Source organism: Comamonas badia DSM 17552, from assembly GCF_000484635.1.
In the GTDB taxonomy this organism is placed as follows: Bacteria; Pseudomonadota; Gammaproteobacteria; order Burkholderiales; family Burkholderiaceae_C; genus Comamonas_C; species Comamonas_C badia.
Genome location: NZ_AXVM01000007.1, coordinates 41,843 through 57,171 on the forward strand (window position 1 = coordinate 41,843; position 15,329 = coordinate 57,171).

Here is a 15,329-nt window from a genome sequence, read left to right on the forward strand (position 1 = left end):
GCGCCTGCAGGAGGCGCTATGCCGAATAGCGCCCAACACTACACTAGCGCGACCATGGGTCCAATGATCGATTCCTTCTGGCGCGCGGTGGGCTATTGCCTGATGCCGCGCATCATCGCGCTGTCGCTGCTGCCGCTGGTGCTGATTGGCGCGGTAGCGGGGCTGGGCTGGTACCTGTTCTGGACCCCCGCCGTCGCATGGACGCAGTCACTGCTGGATGGCATGGCCTGGCTGGGCACGGTCTGGGGCTGGCTCGCACACCTGGGGGTCAGCGATGTGCCGTCCATGCTGGCGCCGCTGTTGCTGGTGATGGCCACTACGCCCATCGTCGTCTTCGCCTGCGTGTTGGCGGTTGCCGCGCTGATGGTGCCGGCCGTCGTCGATCTGGTGGCCAAGCGGCGCTTTCCCGAACTGCGGCGCCTCAAGGGCGCGGGGCTGGTGGGCAGCCTCTGGTGGTCGCTCTCGTCCACCGTGCTGGCGCTGCTGGCGCTGGTGCTGTCCATGCCGCTGTGGCTTGTTCCGCCGCTGGTGCTGATTCTGCCGCCGCTGATCTGGGGCTGGCTCACCTACCGCGTGATGGCGTTTGATGCGCTCTCCGAGCACGCCAGCCGGCAGGAGCGCAGGGCGCTCTTTGAGCAGCACCGCGGCAGTCTGCTGGTGATCGGCGTGTTCTGCGGCTTTCTGGGCGCCGCGCCGGGCATCGTCTTTGCCTCGGGCGTGGTGTTCGCCGCCGCCTTCTTCATCCTGATCCCGGTGGCGATCTGGATTTACACGCTGGTGTTTGCGTTCTCGTCGCTGTGGTTTGCGCATTTCTGCCTGGCGGCACTGCAGCAGATGCGCGGGCAGCAGGCGCCCGCCATGCCGCCTGTCAAGGCGCCTGATGTGATCGACGTACAGGCCAAACCGCTGCTGCCCGGAGGCGATGCATCGTGATGCCCGCCTTCGGCCTCATCCTCGTCGGCGACGAAATCCTCTCGGGCAAGCGCGTGGACAAGCACCTGCCCACCGTGATCCGCCTGCTCGCCGAGCGCGGCCTGTCACTTTCGTGGATGGAGCTGGTCGGCGACGACCGCGCGCGCATCACCGCCGCATTGCAGCGCGCCTTTGGGGGCAGCGACGTGGTCTTCAGCTGCGGCGGCATAGGCGCCACGCCGGACGACCACACGCGCCAGTGCGCGGCAGCCGCGCTGGGCGTGCCTTTGCTGCCGCACCCGGAGGCGCAGGCCCTGATCACCGAGCGCATGCAGGACGTGGCGCGCGAGAAGGGCGAGGTGTTCGCGCCCGACCGCCCCGACAACCTGCACCGCCTGCAGATGGGCGTGCTGCCGCGGGGCGCGCGCACCATCCCTAACCCCTACAACAAGATTCCCGGTTTTTCCTGCACGGGCGCGGGCGGCGCGCAGGTGCATTTCGCGCCGGGCTTTCCGGTGATGGCCTGGCCGATGATCGAATGGGTGCTGGACACCAGTTGCGCGCAGTGGTTTCACCGCGCGCCGCAGGCGGAGCATTCCATCGTGCTGCACGACGCGCCCGAATCGCTGCTGACGCCGCTGATGGAGAGAATCGAGGCCGAGCACCCCGGCATCAAGGTCTTCAGCCTGCCCAGTGTCGATCACCCGGTGCACGGCGCGCATCTGGAACTGGGCGTGAAGGGCGCGGCCGATCGCGTGCCCGCGGCCTGGCAGGCGCTGGTGGCGGGGCTGCAGAGGCTTTCGGTGCGCCTGGGCCCTGAAATCGAGCGTGGGCATTGAGAGTGCGCCCGTAGAATTCAATCCTTTCGCCCGCGCCGTACCGGTGCGCGGCTCTGAAATGTCCAGGAGTTCCCAGATGGCCAAGACCGTCGCCGACGTGATGCGCATGGTGCAGGAGAGCGAGGTGCGCTATGTCGATCTGCGCTTTACCGACACGCGCGGCAAGGAGCACCATGTGACGGTGCCCGTCTCGCATTTCGACGAGGAAAAATTTGCCAACGGCCACGCGTTCGATGGCTCGTCAATGCCCGGCTGGAAGGGCATCGAGGCCTCGGACATGCAGCTCATGCCCGACCCGGCAACGGCCAACATCGACCCGTTTTTTGAAGAAACCACGCTGATCCTGCAGTGCGACGTGGTCGAGCCTGGCGACGGCAAGGCCTACGACCGCGATCCGCGCTCGATCGCCAAGCGCGCCGAGGCCTACCTCAAGGCCTCGGGCCTGGGCGATACCGCCTACTTCGGACCCGAGCCCGAGTTCTTCATCTTCGACGGCGTGCGCTGGGGCACCGAGCCGGGCCGCGTGTTCTTCGAGATCGAGGAATACGAGGCGCCGTGGAATACCGGCACCAAGTTCGACGGCGGCAACCGCGGCCACCGCCCCGCCACCAAGGGCGGCTACATGCCGGTGCCGCCGGTGGACAGCGGCCAGGACTTGCGCGCCGAGATGGCGGGCGTGCTGGAATCGCTGGGCATTCCGGTCGAGGTGTTCCACCACGAGGTGGGCGGCGCCGGGCAGAACGAGATCGGCACCCGGTTTTCCACGCTGGTGCAGCGCGCGGACTGGACGCAGCTGATGAAGTACGTGATCTGGAACGTCGCCAATTCCTACGGCAAGACCGTCACCTTCATGCCCAAGCCCTATGCGGGCGACAACGGCAGCGGCATGCACGTGCACCAGTCGATCTGGAAGGATGGCAAGAACCTGTTCGCGGGCGACGGCTACGCTGGCCTGTCGGACTTTGCGCTGTACTACATCGGCGGGCTCATCAAACACGCCAAGGCGCTCAACGCCATCACCAACCCGGGCACCAACAGCTACAAGCGGCTGGTGCCGGGCTTCGAGGCGCCGGTCAAGCTCGCCTACAGCGCGCGCAACCGCTCGGCCTCGATCCGTATTCCATATGTCGCCAATCCCAAGGGGCGGCGGGTGGAGGCGCGCTTTCCCGATCCGCTGATGAACCCCTACCTGGGGTTTGCCGCGCTGATGATGGCGGGGCTCGATGGCGTGGAGAACAAGATCCACCCCGGCGAGGCCGCCACCAAGGACCTCTACCACCTGCCGCCCGAGGAAGACCGGCTGGTGCCCACGGTCTGCGCCAGCCTGGAAGAGGCAGTGGCGGCGCTGGATGCCGACCGCGGCTTTCTCACGCGCGGCGGGGTGTTTTCCGACGGCATGCTCGATGCCTACATCGATCTCAAGCAGGCCGAGATCCAGCGTGTGCGCATGACCCCGCATCCGGTCGAGTACGACCTGTATTACGCTTTGTGACGTCAGCCGTAGGCATGCGCTTGCGTTTGGGTGATACTTGCCCGCACGATTGCGCCCGTAGCTGCTCTCCAAGGTATTGCATGAAGACTTTTTTGTTCGCCCTGACCGCTCTTGCCGGCACGCTGGTGCTGCAACCCGCCAGTGCCCAGGACAAAATCTACCGCTGCGGCAACGAATACACCAACAACGTGAGTGATGCCAAGGCGCGCGGCTGCAAGCTGGTGGAGGGCGGCAACGTCACCGTGCTGCAGGCAAGCAAGCCTGCGGCAGCGCCAGCAGCAGCGTCCCCGGCGAATGCGCCCAAGGTGAGCGACGCCGACCAGAAGGCGCGCGATTCGGATCGGCGCGCCATCCTGCAGGATGAGCTGCGCAAGGCCGAGGGAAAACTGGCGGAGCTGCGCAAGGAATACAACGACGGCGCGCCGCAGAAAAGCGCGCTGGAGCTGCGCAACACGCAGGCCTACCAGGACCGCGTGACAGAGCTCAAGGCCAATCTGGACCGCGCGCAGGCCGACGTGGACGGCATCCGCCGCGAGCTCGACCGCACTAAATAAGACGTAGCGCGGTAAGCAGGCCCTCGCAGGCGTCTTCCACCAGGTCCAGCACCTCTTCAAACCCGCGCTCGCCGCCGTAGTACGGGTCTGGCACTTCGGTGGCTTGGTGCCGGGTGCAGAAATCGGTCAGCCGCATCAATCTGGCGCGGGGCTGCGCTGGCGCAAGGCGCCGCGCCAGCGTTTCGTTGGCCGTATCCATCACCAGAATCAGGTCGAAGCGCTCGAAGTCCTTGCGCGTGAGCTGGCGCGCGCGCTGCGTTGAGAGGTCATAGCCCCGGCGCAGTGCATGCTGCTGCGTGCGGGCATCGGGCGGGTCGCCGATGTGGTAATCATGCGTACCAGCCGAATCGACCTCCAGCGCATGCTGGATATGCGCTTTCAGCACCTTTTTTTGTAGTACGCCGTGGGCGGTGGGGCTGCGGCAGATATTGCCCATGCAGACCATCAGCACCCGGATGGGTTGGCCGCTCTGGCGTTTGGCCAGTTCCGACAGATCGGGCAGGGCGGGCATCATGGCGCGAGTGTTGCGACCACCGGAGTGTGGTCGCTCGGCTGCTTGTTCTTGCGCGGCGCGCGATCGACGGTGCAGGCGGTGACAGAGCCGCGCAGCGCATCGCTCACCAGAATGTGGTCGATGCGCATGCCGCGGTTTTTTTGGAAGCCCAGCATGCGGTAATCCCACCAGGAGAAGGTCTTTTCAGGTTGCTCGAACAGGCGGAAGCTGTCGCAGAGGCCGAGCGAGAGCAGCTCCTGGAAGTGCGCGCGCTCCTCGGGCGTGTGGTGGATGGTGCCGCGCAGGCCTTCAGGGTCCCAGGTGTCGCGGTCGTCAGGCGTGACGTTGAAATCCCCCAGCAGCACCAGACGCGGATGCACCGCCAGCTCTGCGCGCACGAATGCCGTCAATGCCGCGAGCCAGCGCAGCTTGTAGGCGAATTTTTCGCTGCCCGGCTCCTGGCCGTTGACGAAATAGCCGTCGATGACGCGCAGCGGCCCGGTCGGCGTCTGCACGGTGGCGGCGATGATGCGCGCCTGCTCGTCCTCGAAGCCCGGCATGTTGCGCACCACGCCTTCCAATGGGTGGCGGCTGATCAGCGCCACGCCGTTGTAGGTCTTCTGCCCGAAACACGCGCTTTGATAGCCCGCCATCTCGAAGGCATCGTGCGGGAACTTGTCGTCGGTGAGCTTGAGCTCCTGCAGACCGAGCACATCGACGGGGTTGGCTGTCAGCCAGGCGAGCACCTGCGGCAGACGCACGGCGAGGGAATTGACGTTCCAGGTGGCGATTTTCATGTATTTTTCTCTTGTGAAGTCGATAGGTTGCAGCATCGTTTGCGGTGAACTTGTGATCTGGCTGCCAGTGCAGCCACCAGCAATTCAGACGCTTCACGATGGCGGTTTGCCTTCATTCTGGACTACGCCAGCGCTCAGATGCCGATCCAGAGATTCAGCGGTGATCCCGCTGGCACGCGGATTGGGACGTGTAGCCAACCCTTGGGACGACACGACAACAAGGCGTGGTGGTTTGGGCGATGTTCTGTTTCAAACTATCGGTGCCGGGTTGCCGGTATGCGGCGGCCGTGGTCGTTGCAGTTTCTGGAAACCACGCTTTTTGTGCGATTTCCACAGATCAAGAGCAGGAGAGTTTGCATGAAAGAGTTGGACACCCCGGTTTACCAGACGCTGACGCGCAGGAGTGTGCTCGGGCTGGCCACTGCCGGTGGGTTGGTGCTGGCCGGATGTGGCGGTGGCTCGGGCGACGCTGAGCTGCCGGTGCAACTGCAGGCGCGCCTGCAGCAAATCCTGGACCAGAACCGAGCACTGTTCAGCTTTCCCGGCGCGCAGGCAGGGATATGGACGCCGCAAGGCTCATGGGTGGGCGTGACAGGCGTGGCGGAACAGGGCGGCAGCAGGCCGCCCGCGCGCGCTGACCATACGCGCATCGGCAGCATCACCAAGACGTTTACCGTGATCCTGATCCTGCAACTGGTGGACCAAGGCTTGATCGGGCTGGACGACCCGATCGGCAAATACGTGCCTGGGTTGCCCAATGGCGACACCGCCACGATCCGCATGTTGGCGAGCATGACGAGCGGTATCCCGTCGTACACCTTTGAGCCGGCGTTTTTGGATGCGTTGTTCAGCAATCCGCAGACCGTTTTCACGCCGCACCAACTGCTGGATTACGTTCGAGGCAAGCCGGCCGATTTCCCGGCGGACTCGCAGGTGGCGTACTCGAATACCAACACGGTCGCGCTGGGCATCGTGGTCGAACAGAAAACCGAGTTGCCGTTTGCTCAAGCACTGCAACAGAACATCCTGAAACCGCTGGAGCTGACGCAGACCCTCGCCCCCACATCGAGCGACATCCCGAACCCGTACTGGCGCGGCATCACAACCCAGGGCTACCCCGATGGCGTGGTGAAAGACGCGACCGACTGGAATCCGTCCTGGGGTTTCTCGGCGGGCAACATGGTTTCGACGCTGGATGATTTGCGCCGTTGGGCCGTTGTGCTGGGTACGGGAGGTGGGATCGTCTCGCCCGCGATGCAGGCCATCCGCATGGCGTCGATGAACAGCGCCGTGCCGCCCAATTCATTCGCACGCCGCTATGCGCTGGGATTTGGTGGGTTCGACGGCTGGATCGGCCATACGGGCGAACTGCCCGGCTTCAATACGTCGATTTTGTATGACCCGAAGACGGCGACATCCATGGTAGCCATGGTCAACAGCGATATCGCGGCCCAAGTTAACGGCAGTTCGGCCGAACCGGCGCCGACGATCACCTCGGAGTTCGTTGCTGCACTGGGTGATTGATGATGCTTCGCAGGGGCGACGTCGTTGCTCGATAGGCGGCCGAACCATGAATTTTGCGTCGGCCTGTGGTCCTGGGGCAAGGTGCAGGCGTGGACGATGCGCTGGCGCGGTGGACAAAGCTAGGGCGCAAGACACCACGGCGCCTGGTCGTGCGCCAATCCCATCCACAGCGCCCAGACGGCGGACAACAGCAGCGCCAGCCCGGCAAGGCGCATGCCCCAGCCGCCCGATCCCTGTCTGCCCAGGCGCAGCAGCAGCCAGGGCCCGGCCCAGAGCGCGGCCCCCGAGCCGACGGCAAACAGCGCCATCACCAGCGCGCCGCCGGCTACGCCATCGGCCAGCGCCGCCACCATCACCGCCGAATACAGCAGGCCGCAGGGCAGCAGCGCCCAGGCGGTGCCTATGGTGAGGGGCGCGGCCAGCCCCATGGATTGCGTGGCATTCCTCACCCGCAGCCAGACGCGGCGCGCGCCCAGTTCCAGCCAGAGCGGCTGGCGCCCCTGGATGAGCAGCACCAGCCCGACGACGGCCGCGGCCACATGCAGCAGGCTCCAGGCCGGCCTGAGCGCCGCCGAATGCACGGTCAGCCAGCCCAGGCCCTGCATCGAGGCGGCCGCGAGTGCGCCCAGCAGCGCATAGCCCACGAGGCGCCCGAGCTGGAACAGCGCGATGGCCCGCGTGCCGCGCGGCGCGGCGCTCTGGCCTATGCCGGCGCAGGCTGCGCCGCACATCGCGAGGCAATGCGGGCTGCCGACCAGGCCCATGAGCAGGCCGGTGGCTGCAAGGGAAAGCTGCATGGGTGGATTCTATGAAGGCCATGCCGGTCGCCTTGCGCGCCGGATTGACCTGCCTCAACAAGCTGCCGAATTGATTCGGCAATTCAGGCGGTGTCCGTTAGACTGCCCGCTTTCCTCTACCGCCAGCCCCTGGCCTGAACACCGCCATGCAGGGAGCCGACGCGCTGCTGCCCGCACCTTGGCCGATCCCGGCACAGGATGAGGCGCAGCCCCCGCTGTCCGACACCACGCTGCTCGACGAACGCGACGAGTGGCTCGCGTTCAGCTGCGCGCTGCCGGCGCGCGAGGAGGGACAGACGCTGTGGGAGTCCATGGTGGCCTTCGAAGGCATGCACTGCGCCGCCTGCGCGGTGACGCTGGAGCAATTGATGGCGCGTGTGCCGGGCGTCGTGCGCGTGGAGGTCAGCGCGGCGGCGCAGCGCGGCCGCGTGGTCTGGGACGAGGCGCGCACCCGCCCCTCGCGCTGGATGCAGGCGCTTTCGGGCAGCGGCTACCGCGCGCTGCCGGTGCATGACGTGGGCGCCGGTGCGCGCCGCCAGGAGGACAGCCGCCGCATGCTCTGGCGCCTGGGCGTGGCGGCGGTCTGCATGATGCAGGTGATGATGTACGCGGTGCCCGGCTACATCGCCGGGCCCGAGGTGATAGGCGCCAACACCGAGCAGCTGCTGCGCTGGGCGCAATGGGTGCTGTCGCTGCCGGTGATGCTGTTCTCGTGCCGCCCGTTCTTCGCCTCGGCCTGGCGCGATCTGCGCGGGCGGCGCATCGGCATGGACATGCCGGTGGCGCTGGGCATGCTGATCACCTTCGTGGTCAGCAGCCTGGGCACTTTCGAGCCCGAGGGGCCGTTCGGCCATCAGGTGTACTTCGATTCGCTCACGATGTTTGTTTTCTTCCTGCTGGCCGGGCGCTGGCTGGAGCTGCGCCTGCGCGATCGCTCGGCCGGTGCCCTGGAAGCCTTGATGCACCGCCTGCCCGAGGGGGTGGAGCGGCGCGATGCGAATGGGCGCTGGCAGCATGTCGCGGTACGGCGCCTGCGTGTGGACGATGTGGTGCGGGTGCTGCCCGGCGCGGCGTTCCCGGCGGATGGCACCTTGCTTTCGGGTGGCACCACGGTCGACGAGGCGCTGCTGACCGGCGAATCGCGCCCGCTGGCGCGTGGCGCGGGCGAGGCAGTGATCGCCGGCAGCCACAACCTGAGCGCGCTGGTGGAGATGCGTGTGCAGGCGGTGGGCGGCGAGACGCGCTATGCGCGCATCGTCGGCCTGATGGAGCAGGCGGCCAGCAGCAAGCCCGATCTGGCGCGTCTGGCCGATCGCCTGGCCAAGCCCTTCCTCATCGCCGTGCTGCTGGTGGCCGCTCTGGCGGCGGCCTGGTGGTGGCCCACCGACCCGGCGCGCGCGCTGATGGTGGCGGTGGCGGTGCTGGTGGTCACCTGCCCCTGCGCGCTCTCGCTGGCGACGCCGGCGGCCATGCTGGCGAGCGCCGGGGCGCTCGCCAGGCGCGGTGTACTGGTGCGCCAACTGCAGGCCATCGAGGCGCTGGCGGGCGTGGATACCGTGGTGTTCGACAAGACCGGGACACTGACCAGCGATGCTTTCGTGCTCACCGGCGTGCGGCTGCGCGACGGCGTTACCCGGCAAGAGGCGTTCGCGCTGGCGGCCAGCCTGGCGCGCCACAGCCTGCACCCCGTCTCGCGCGCGATCGTGGCGGCTGCTGCGGGGCAGGGCGCCGCCGCGCAGGCGCTGGACGTCAGGGAGGTGGCGGGGCAGGGTGTGGCGGCATCGGTCTCGCTGAACGGTACGCAGAGGCACTGCCGGCTGGGCTCTTCGGCGTTTTGCGACGCGCCACGGGACGCGCAGGCCGATGCGACGCAGGGCCCGGTCAGCCATCTGGCCGACGATGCGGGGTGGCTTGCGGGCTTTCAATTTGAAGAAGATCTGCGTCCGGACGCCTCGAGCACCGTGTCAGCATTGCGGGCGCAGGGCCTGGGCGTGCAACTGCTCTCGGGCGACCGGGCGGCGTCGGCCTTGCGCATCGGCGCCCTCGCCGGGGTGGACCAGGCGGTCGGCGATTGCTCGCCCGACGGCAAGCTGGCGCGGGTGCGCGCCCTGGAGCGCCAGGGGCGGCGCGTTGCGATGGTGGGTGACGGCCTCAACGACGGCCCGGTGCTGGCGGCGGCGCAGGTCTCGTTCGCCTTTGGCCGGGCGGTGCCGCTGGCGCAGGCGCGTTCGGATTTCGTCGTGCTGGGCGCGCGCCTGATGGCGATCGCCGGCGCGCGTGCGCAGGCGCTGCGCACCATGAGCGTCGTGCGCCAGAACCTGGCCTGGGCGCTCGCCTACAACGTCGCCGCCTTGCCGCTGGCGGTAGCGGGCTACATGCCTGCCTGGGCGGCAGGGCTGGGCATGGCGGCCAGTTCGCTGCTGGTGGTGGCCAACGCGCTCAGGCTCAACCGCGGCGAAGCACCGGAGAACACCTGATGGACATTCTGTATCTGCTGATTCCGCTGTCGGTGGTGCTGGCGCTTCTGATCATGGGGGCGCTGGGCTGGGCGATCTTCCGCGGCCAGTTCGAAGACCTGGAACGGGAAGGCGAACGCATTTTTGAACAAGATTGATCCAGATCAAATTAGCCACGCTTGCGCCATGGATAATCCGCGCCTGTATTAGAGGAAACCCTTAGATGACTACAGCGAGCCAATCGATGCCGACCTACAACGACAAGGTTGTCCGCCAATTCGCGGTCATGACCGTGGTCTGGGGGGTGATCGGCATGCTGGTCGGCGTGATCGCCGCCGCGCAACTCACCTGGCCCGAGCTCAATCTGGGCATTTCCTGGCTCAGCTACGGCCGCCTGCGGCCGCTGCACACCAACGGCGTGATCTTCGCCTTTGCGTGCTCGGGCCTGATCGGCACCTCGCTCTACGTGGTGCAGCGCACCTCGCAGGCACGGCTGTTCGGGGGCGATGGCCTCGCGGGCTTCGTGTTCTGGGGCTGGCAGCTGGCGCTGGTGGGTGCGGTCATCACGCTGCCCATGGGCCTCACCTCTTCCAAGGAATACGCCGAGCTGGAATGGCCCATCGATCTGCTCATCACCGTCGTCTGGGTGGCCTACGCCATCGTGTTCTTCGGCACGGTCTCCAAGCGCAAGATGAGCCACATCTACGTGGCCAACTGGTTCTACGGCGCGTTCATCATCGCCATCGCGCTGCTGCACATCGGCAACAACATCGAACTGCCCGTGGGCGCGTTCAAGTCCTACTCGGCCTACGCCGGGGTGCAGGATGCGATGGTGCAGTGGTGGTACGGCCACAACGCGGTGGGCTTTCTGCTCACCACCGGCTTCCTGGGGATGATGTATTACTTCATTCCCAAGGCGGCCGAGCGCCCGATCTACAGCTACCGCCTGTCCATCGTGCATTTCTGGGCGCTGATCTTCACCTATATGTGGGCGGGCCCGCACCACCTGCACTACACCGCTCTGCCGGACTGGACGCAGTCGGTCGGCATGGTGTTCTCCATCATCCTGCTGGCGCCGAGCTGGGGCGGCATGATCAACGGCATCATGACGCTCTCGGGCGCCTGGCACAAGCTGCGCACCGATCCGGTGATCCGTTTCCTGATCGTCTCGCTGTCGTTCTACGGCATGTCCACCTTCGAGGGCTCGCTGCTCTCGATCAAGACCATGAACGCGCTGTCCCACTACACCGACTGGACCGTGGGCCACGTGCATTCCGGCGCGCTGGGCTGGGTCGGCTTCATCACCATGGGTTCGCTCTACTGGCTGATTCCGCGCCTGTACGGCCGCACCAGCATGTATTCCACGCGTGCCATCGACCTGCACTTCTGGATTTCCACGCTGGGCATCGTGCTCTACGTGGCCTCGATGTGGATCGCGGGCGTGATGCAGGGTCTGATGTGGCGTGCGGTCAACGAGGATGGCACGCTCACCTACGCCTTCGTCGAGAGCGTGAAGGCCACCTATCCGTTCTATGCGGTGCGCTTCCTGGGCGGTCTGCTGTACCTGAGCGGCATGGTGGTGATGCTCTGGAACACGTTCAAGACCATGAACGCCGGGCGTGCGCCGGTGGTGACCGTGCCGCCCCTGGTGGCTGCCGCCTGAACCTTGCCTGAAAAGCCTGCCTGACGAAAGAGAACCCAAGACATGGCGCAAGAAGAAATTCGCGGCCACGGCCGCATCGAAACCAACAATTTCCTGATGATCGTGCTGGTGCTGCTGGTCATCGCGATCGGTGGTCTGGTGGAAATCGTTCCGCTGTTCTTCCAGAAATCGACCACGCAGCCCATCGAGGGCCTCAAGCCCTATGCGGCGCTGCAGGTGGTGGGGCGCGATATCTACATCCGCGAAGGCTGCAACAACTGCCACTCGCAGATGATCCGCTCGCTGCAGCATGAGTCGCTGCGTTACGGGCCGGTCTCGGTGGCGGGTGAATTCGTCTACGACTACCCGCACCTGTGGGGCAGCAAGCGCACCGGTCCTGATCTGGCGCGCGTGGGCGGCCGCTACAGCGACGACTGGCACGCGGTGCACCTGAACAACCCGCGCGCGGTGGTGCCCGAATCCAACATGCCGGCCTATCCCTGGCTGACCAGGACGGCGGCCGACAGCCAGACCATCCAGGCGCACATGCGCGGCCTGCGCACCTTGGGCGTGCCGTACACCGATGACGAAATCGCCAAGGCACCCGCCGAGGTCGAAGGCAAGACCGAGCTGGAGGCGTTGATCGCCTACCTGCAGGTGCTGGGCATCCATCGCAAATAACCGAACGCAGGAGAACACCATGGATGTGGAATGGATGCACGGCCTGTATACGGTGCTCGCGTTCGTGACTTTTGTCGTGATCGCGTTCTGGGCCTGGTCGGCGCGCAATCGCCCGGGGTTTGACGAAGCGGCGCGGCTGCCGCTGCTGGACGATGAAGGCGCTGCCCGCAGCGCGGTGGCTGCGGGGGAAGGCAAGATATGAGCGATTTCACGAGCAGTTTCTGGTCTCTGTACGTGGCCGGCATCACGCTGCTGGGCGTGTTGGCCTGCGCCGCGCTGCTGTGGTGGACCTTCCGGATGAATGCCGAGGTCAAGCAGGGCGAATCCACCGGCCATGTCTGGGATGGCGACCTGACCGAGAGGAACAACCCGTTGCCGCGCTGGTGGGTGATGATGTTCGGCATCAGCTGCATCTTCTCGCTGCTCTATCTGGCGCTGTATCCGGGGCTGGGTGCCTTCAAGGGTGTGCTGGGCTGGACGCAGGATGGCCAGCATGCGCGGGAGCAGCAGCAATATGAGGCGCGGATCGCACCGATCTACGCGGCTTTCGCCAACCAGAGCATCGAGCAGCTGGCCAAGGACGCCAATGCCCGCGCGATCGGCGATCGGCTGTTCATGAACAACTGCGCGCAGTGCCACGGCAGCGATGCGCGCGGCAGCATGGGCTTTCCCAATCTGGTGGATGCCCATTGGAACTGGGGCGGCAGTCCGGACGCTGTGCTGCAGACCATCTCTGACGGCCGCACCGGCGTGATGCCGCCCATGGCCGCGGCCGTGGGCACGCCCGACGAGGTGCGCGCGCTGGCCAACTACGTCATCAGCCTCTCGGGCGGCAAGCACGATGCGGCGCTGGCGGACAAGGGCAAGGAGAAATTCATCGTCTGTGCCGCCTGCCATGGCGAGGCGGGCAAGGGCAATCCCGCGCTGGGTGCGCCCGACCTGACCGACGGCGTCTTTGCCCATGGCCCGGACAACGTGGACCATGTGGTGGCGATGATCGACCACGGCAAGATGGCGCAGATGCCGGCCTGGAAGGAGAAATTCTCTCCCGAGCAGCTGCGCGTGCTCACGGCCTATGTCTGGGGGCTGGGCGGCGGCCAGCCTGCGGCTGCGCAGTGACGCACCTGCCGATCCCTCTCACTGAACGCCGGTGCGTGCTGCACCGGCGCTCTGCCTGATTCGTATGGCTGGCGCCGGCAACGCGGTACCGGTTCCCGGGCACTCCAAGATCTACCCGCGCAGCGCCAAGGGGTTCTACACCCGCTGGCGCTGGTTCTTCGTGTTTGCCACGCAGCTTTTCTTCTATGGCATGCCGTGGCTGCAGTGGGGCGGACGCCAGGCGATGCTGTTCGACATCGACGCGCGGCGCTTTTACATCTTCGGCCTGGTGCTCTACCCGCAGGATGTGTTCTACCTCGCGGCGCTGCTCATCATCTCGGCGCTGCTGCTGTTCCTGTTCACGGCGGTGGCGGGGCGCCAGTGGTGCGGCTACGCCTGTCCGCAGACGGTCTATACCGAGATCTTCCTGTGGGTGGAAGAAAAATTCGAGGGCAACCGCGCGCAGCGCATGCGTCTGGATGGCGCGCCGCTTTCCTGGAACAAGTTCTGGCGCAAGGGCGGCAAGCACCTGGTCTGGCTCGTGATCGGCCTGTGGACGGGCTTTACCTTCGTGGGCTACTTCACGCCGATCCGCGAGCTGGCGCTTCAGGTGCTGGCGTTCTCCGTTGGACCGTGGGCGCTGTTCTGGATTCTGTTCTACGGCTTTGCCACCTGGGGCAATGCCGGTTTCATGCGCGAGCAGGTCTGCAAGTACATGTGCCCGTACGCGCGCTTTCAGGGCGCGATGTTCGACCGCGACACGCTCATCGTCACCTACGTCGCCAAGCGCGGCGAGCCGCGCGGCAAGCGCTCCAAGAAGGCCGACTACAAGGCCGACGGCCTGGGCGACTGCATCGATTGCACCATGTGCGTGCAGGTCTGCCCCACCGGCATCGACATTCGCGATGGCCTGCAGTACGAGTGCATCAGCTGCGCCGCCTGCATAGACGCCTGCGACGACGTGATGGACATGATGGGCTACCCGCGCGGGCTGATCCGCTATTCCACCGAAGCCGCCATCGAGAAGGATTGGGGCAAGAAGGAAATCGTGCAGCGCGTGAAGCGCCCGCGCGTGCTGATCTACGCCACCGTGCTGCTGCTGGCCAGCGTGGCGCTGGCGACCAGCCTGTGGCTGCGCACGCCGTTCAAGGTGGATATCCTGCGCGACCGCGCGACGATGGCGCGCCTGGTCAAGGGCGGCGAAATCGAGAACGTCTACCGCATCCACGTGATGAACGCGACCGAGCGGGAGCAGACCTTTGTGCTGGCGGTCGAGGGCCTGCCGCACCTGGCACTGGCCGAAGGCACGCGCACGGCGGTGACCATAGGGCCAGAGCAGTCCGCCTCCGTGCCGGTGCAGTTGCGCCTGCCCCATGGCGAGGCGTCGCCCGGATCGCACCGGATTGCGTTCGTGGTGAGTGCGGAGGGCGTGGGCAGCGTGCGGGAAAAATCCGCGTTCATCGTGCCGCGGTGAGGCCATGAGCACCCACCCGGAGCCGTCGCCCGCGCCGCGCCCCATGCCGTGGTGGCGCTCGGGCTATCTGTGGCTCATCATCGGACTGACGCTGGCGATGGTTGCAGGTGGCGTGGTGACGGTCTGGCTGGCGCTGCAGCAGCCCCATGCGCCCGTGGCGGCACCGGCACCGCAGGCGGATCAGGGCGGGGCGCTGGAGCCCGCCATGCAGGCGCGCAACCGGACGTCCAGCCGCAATGCGAAAACGCTGGGCGCAGGAGGGGACTGAAGTCCCGCTCCGTCATCGACAAAGAACAGGAGGCAGGATGGCAGGCAAGAAATGGATGGTGATCGTGTGGCCCGCCTTCATGGTGGCCGCGGCGCTGGAGATGATGGTTTTTGCCGTGCTCGACCCTGAGTCGCTGGCGCTGCTGGGCGAGCAGGTGGACTGGTCGCGCAATACGGTGTATTCCATCACCTTTCTGATCTTCTGGTGCATGTTCATGGTCTGCAGCGCCATCACCTTGCAGCTGGCCAACCCGGGGAGGGATGTCAACCGAGGCCTGCACCACGAAGAGCGCGCATGAGGCG

At 66.2% G+C, this 15,329-nt stretch carries 17 protein-coding genes; 14 read left to right on the forward strand and 3 right to left on the reverse strand.

Going from position 1 to position 15,329, the window contains the following annotated elements; all coding sequences use genetic code 11:
• Positions 1-54 precede the first annotated feature (54 nt).
• The 4 genes from K320_RS0114695 to K320_RS0114710 all read left to right on the forward strand — a co-directional run bounded on the left by K320_RS0114695 (position 55) and on the right by K320_RS0114710 (position 3,797).
• Entirely contained in the window at positions 55-933 is an 879-nt protein-coding gene (locus tag K320_RS0114695) for an EI24 domain-containing protein (RefSeq protein WP_024539587.1), read from the forward strand.
• Entirely contained in the window at positions 933-1,751 is an 819-nt protein-coding gene (locus K320_RS0114700; RefSeq protein WP_407059769.1) for a competence/damage-inducible protein A, read from the forward strand. The genes K320_RS0114695 and K320_RS0114700 overlap by 1 nt, the downstream gene beginning before the upstream one ends.
• A 76-nt stretch (positions 1,752-1,827) precedes the next feature.
• Complete coding sequence (gene glnA / locus K320_RS0114705; RefSeq protein WP_024539589.1) at positions 1,828-3,243, forward strand: type I glutamate--ammonia ligase; 1,416 nt, start codon at positions 1,828-1,830, stop codon at positions 3,241-3,243.
• 80 nt (positions 3,244-3,323) lie between these two features.
• Entirely contained in the window at positions 3,324-3,797 is a 474-nt protein-coding gene (locus K320_RS0114710) for a hypothetical protein (RefSeq protein WP_024539590.1), read from the forward strand.
• Here the strand turns inward: K320_RS0114710 and K320_RS0114715 are convergent.
• Both K320_RS0114715 and xth read right to left on the reverse strand, forming a co-directional pair.
• Entirely contained in the window at positions 3,790-4,308 is a 519-nt protein-coding gene (locus K320_RS0114715) for a low molecular weight protein-tyrosine-phosphatase (RefSeq protein ID WP_455423280.1), read from the reverse strand. The two genes, K320_RS0114710 and K320_RS0114715, sit on opposite strands and share 8 nt — an antisense overlap.
• The gene (gene xth / locus K320_RS0114720) at positions 4,308-5,087 is read right to left on the reverse strand and encodes an exodeoxyribonuclease III (RefSeq protein WP_024539592.1); all 780 of its coding nucleotides are present in this window, start codon (positions 5,085-5,087) and stop codon (positions 4,308-4,310) included. Before xth ends, K320_RS0114715 begins: the two co-directional genes overlap by 1 nt.
• A 357-nt stretch (positions 5,088-5,444) precedes the next feature.
• On the opposite strand from xth, the gene K320_RS0114725 reads away from it, so the two are divergent.
• A complete protein-coding gene (locus tag K320_RS0114725; RefSeq protein WP_024539593.1) occupies positions 5,445-6,611 on the forward strand; it encodes a serine hydrolase domain-containing protein in 1,167 nt (388 codons plus the stop codon).
• A gap of 119 nt (positions 6,612-6,730) precedes the next feature.
• Here K320_RS0114725 and K320_RS0114730 read toward each other — a convergent pair whose 3' ends face one another.
• A complete protein-coding gene (locus tag K320_RS0114730) occupies positions 6,731-7,408 on the reverse strand; it encodes a sulfite exporter TauE/SafE family protein (RefSeq protein WP_024539594.1) in 678 nt (225 codons plus the stop codon).
• Positions 7,409-7,554: 146 nt separating this feature from the next.
• Between K320_RS0114730 and K320_RS0114735 the strand changes: the two genes are divergently transcribed.
• The 9 genes from K320_RS0114735 (at position 7,555) to K320_RS0114775 (ending at position 15,325) form a co-directional block, all read left to right on the forward strand.
• A complete protein-coding gene (locus K320_RS0114735; RefSeq protein ID WP_029696204.1) occupies positions 7,555-9,885 on the forward strand; it encodes a heavy metal translocating P-type ATPase in 2,331 nt (776 codons plus the stop codon).
• Positions 9,885-10,022: a cbb3-type cytochrome oxidase assembly protein CcoS gene (ccoS, locus tag K320_RS19125; protein ID WP_024539595.1), complete on the forward strand. Its 138-nt coding sequence runs from the start codon at positions 9,885-9,887 to the stop codon at positions 10,020-10,022. Before K320_RS0114735 ends, ccoS begins: the two co-directional genes overlap by 1 nt.
• Positions 10,023-10,087: 65 nt before the next feature.
• Entirely contained in the window at positions 10,088-11,527 is a 1,440-nt protein-coding gene (ccoN, locus tag K320_RS0114745) for a cytochrome-c oxidase, cbb3-type subunit I (protein ID WP_024539596.1), read from the forward strand.
• Between the two features lie 42 nt (positions 11,528-11,569).
• A complete protein-coding gene (gene ccoO, locus K320_RS0114750) occupies positions 11,570-12,187 on the forward strand; it encodes a cytochrome-c oxidase, cbb3-type subunit II (RefSeq protein ID WP_024539597.1) in 618 nt (205 codons plus the stop codon).
• 19 nt (positions 12,188-12,206) lie between these two features.
• The gene (locus K320_RS0114755) at positions 12,207-12,389 is read left to right on the forward strand and encodes a cbb3-type cytochrome oxidase subunit 3 (RefSeq protein WP_024539598.1); all 183 of its coding nucleotides are present in this window, start codon (positions 12,207-12,209) and stop codon (positions 12,387-12,389) included.
• Positions 12,386-13,306: a cytochrome-c oxidase, cbb3-type subunit III gene (gene ccoP / locus K320_RS0114760; RefSeq protein ID WP_024539599.1), complete on the forward strand. Its 921-nt coding sequence runs from the start codon at positions 12,386-12,388 to the stop codon at positions 13,304-13,306. Before K320_RS0114755 ends, ccoP begins: the two co-directional genes overlap by 4 nt.
• 64 nt (positions 13,307-13,370) lie before the next feature.
• Complete coding sequence (ccoG, locus tag K320_RS0114765; RefSeq protein WP_051384950.1) at positions 13,371-14,759, forward strand: cytochrome c oxidase accessory protein CcoG; 1,389 nt, start codon at positions 13,371-13,373, stop codon at positions 14,757-14,759.
• Between the two features lie 4 nt (positions 14,760-14,763).
• Entirely contained in the window at positions 14,764-15,027 is a 264-nt protein-coding gene (locus tag K320_RS18450; RefSeq protein WP_024539600.1) for a hypothetical protein, read from the forward strand.
• Positions 15,028-15,064: 37 nt separating this feature from the next.
• A complete protein-coding gene (locus K320_RS0114775) occupies positions 15,065-15,325 on the forward strand; it encodes a hypothetical protein (protein WP_024539601.1) in 261 nt (86 codons plus the stop codon).
• The last annotated feature ends 4 nt before the right edge of the window (positions 15,326-15,329 follow it).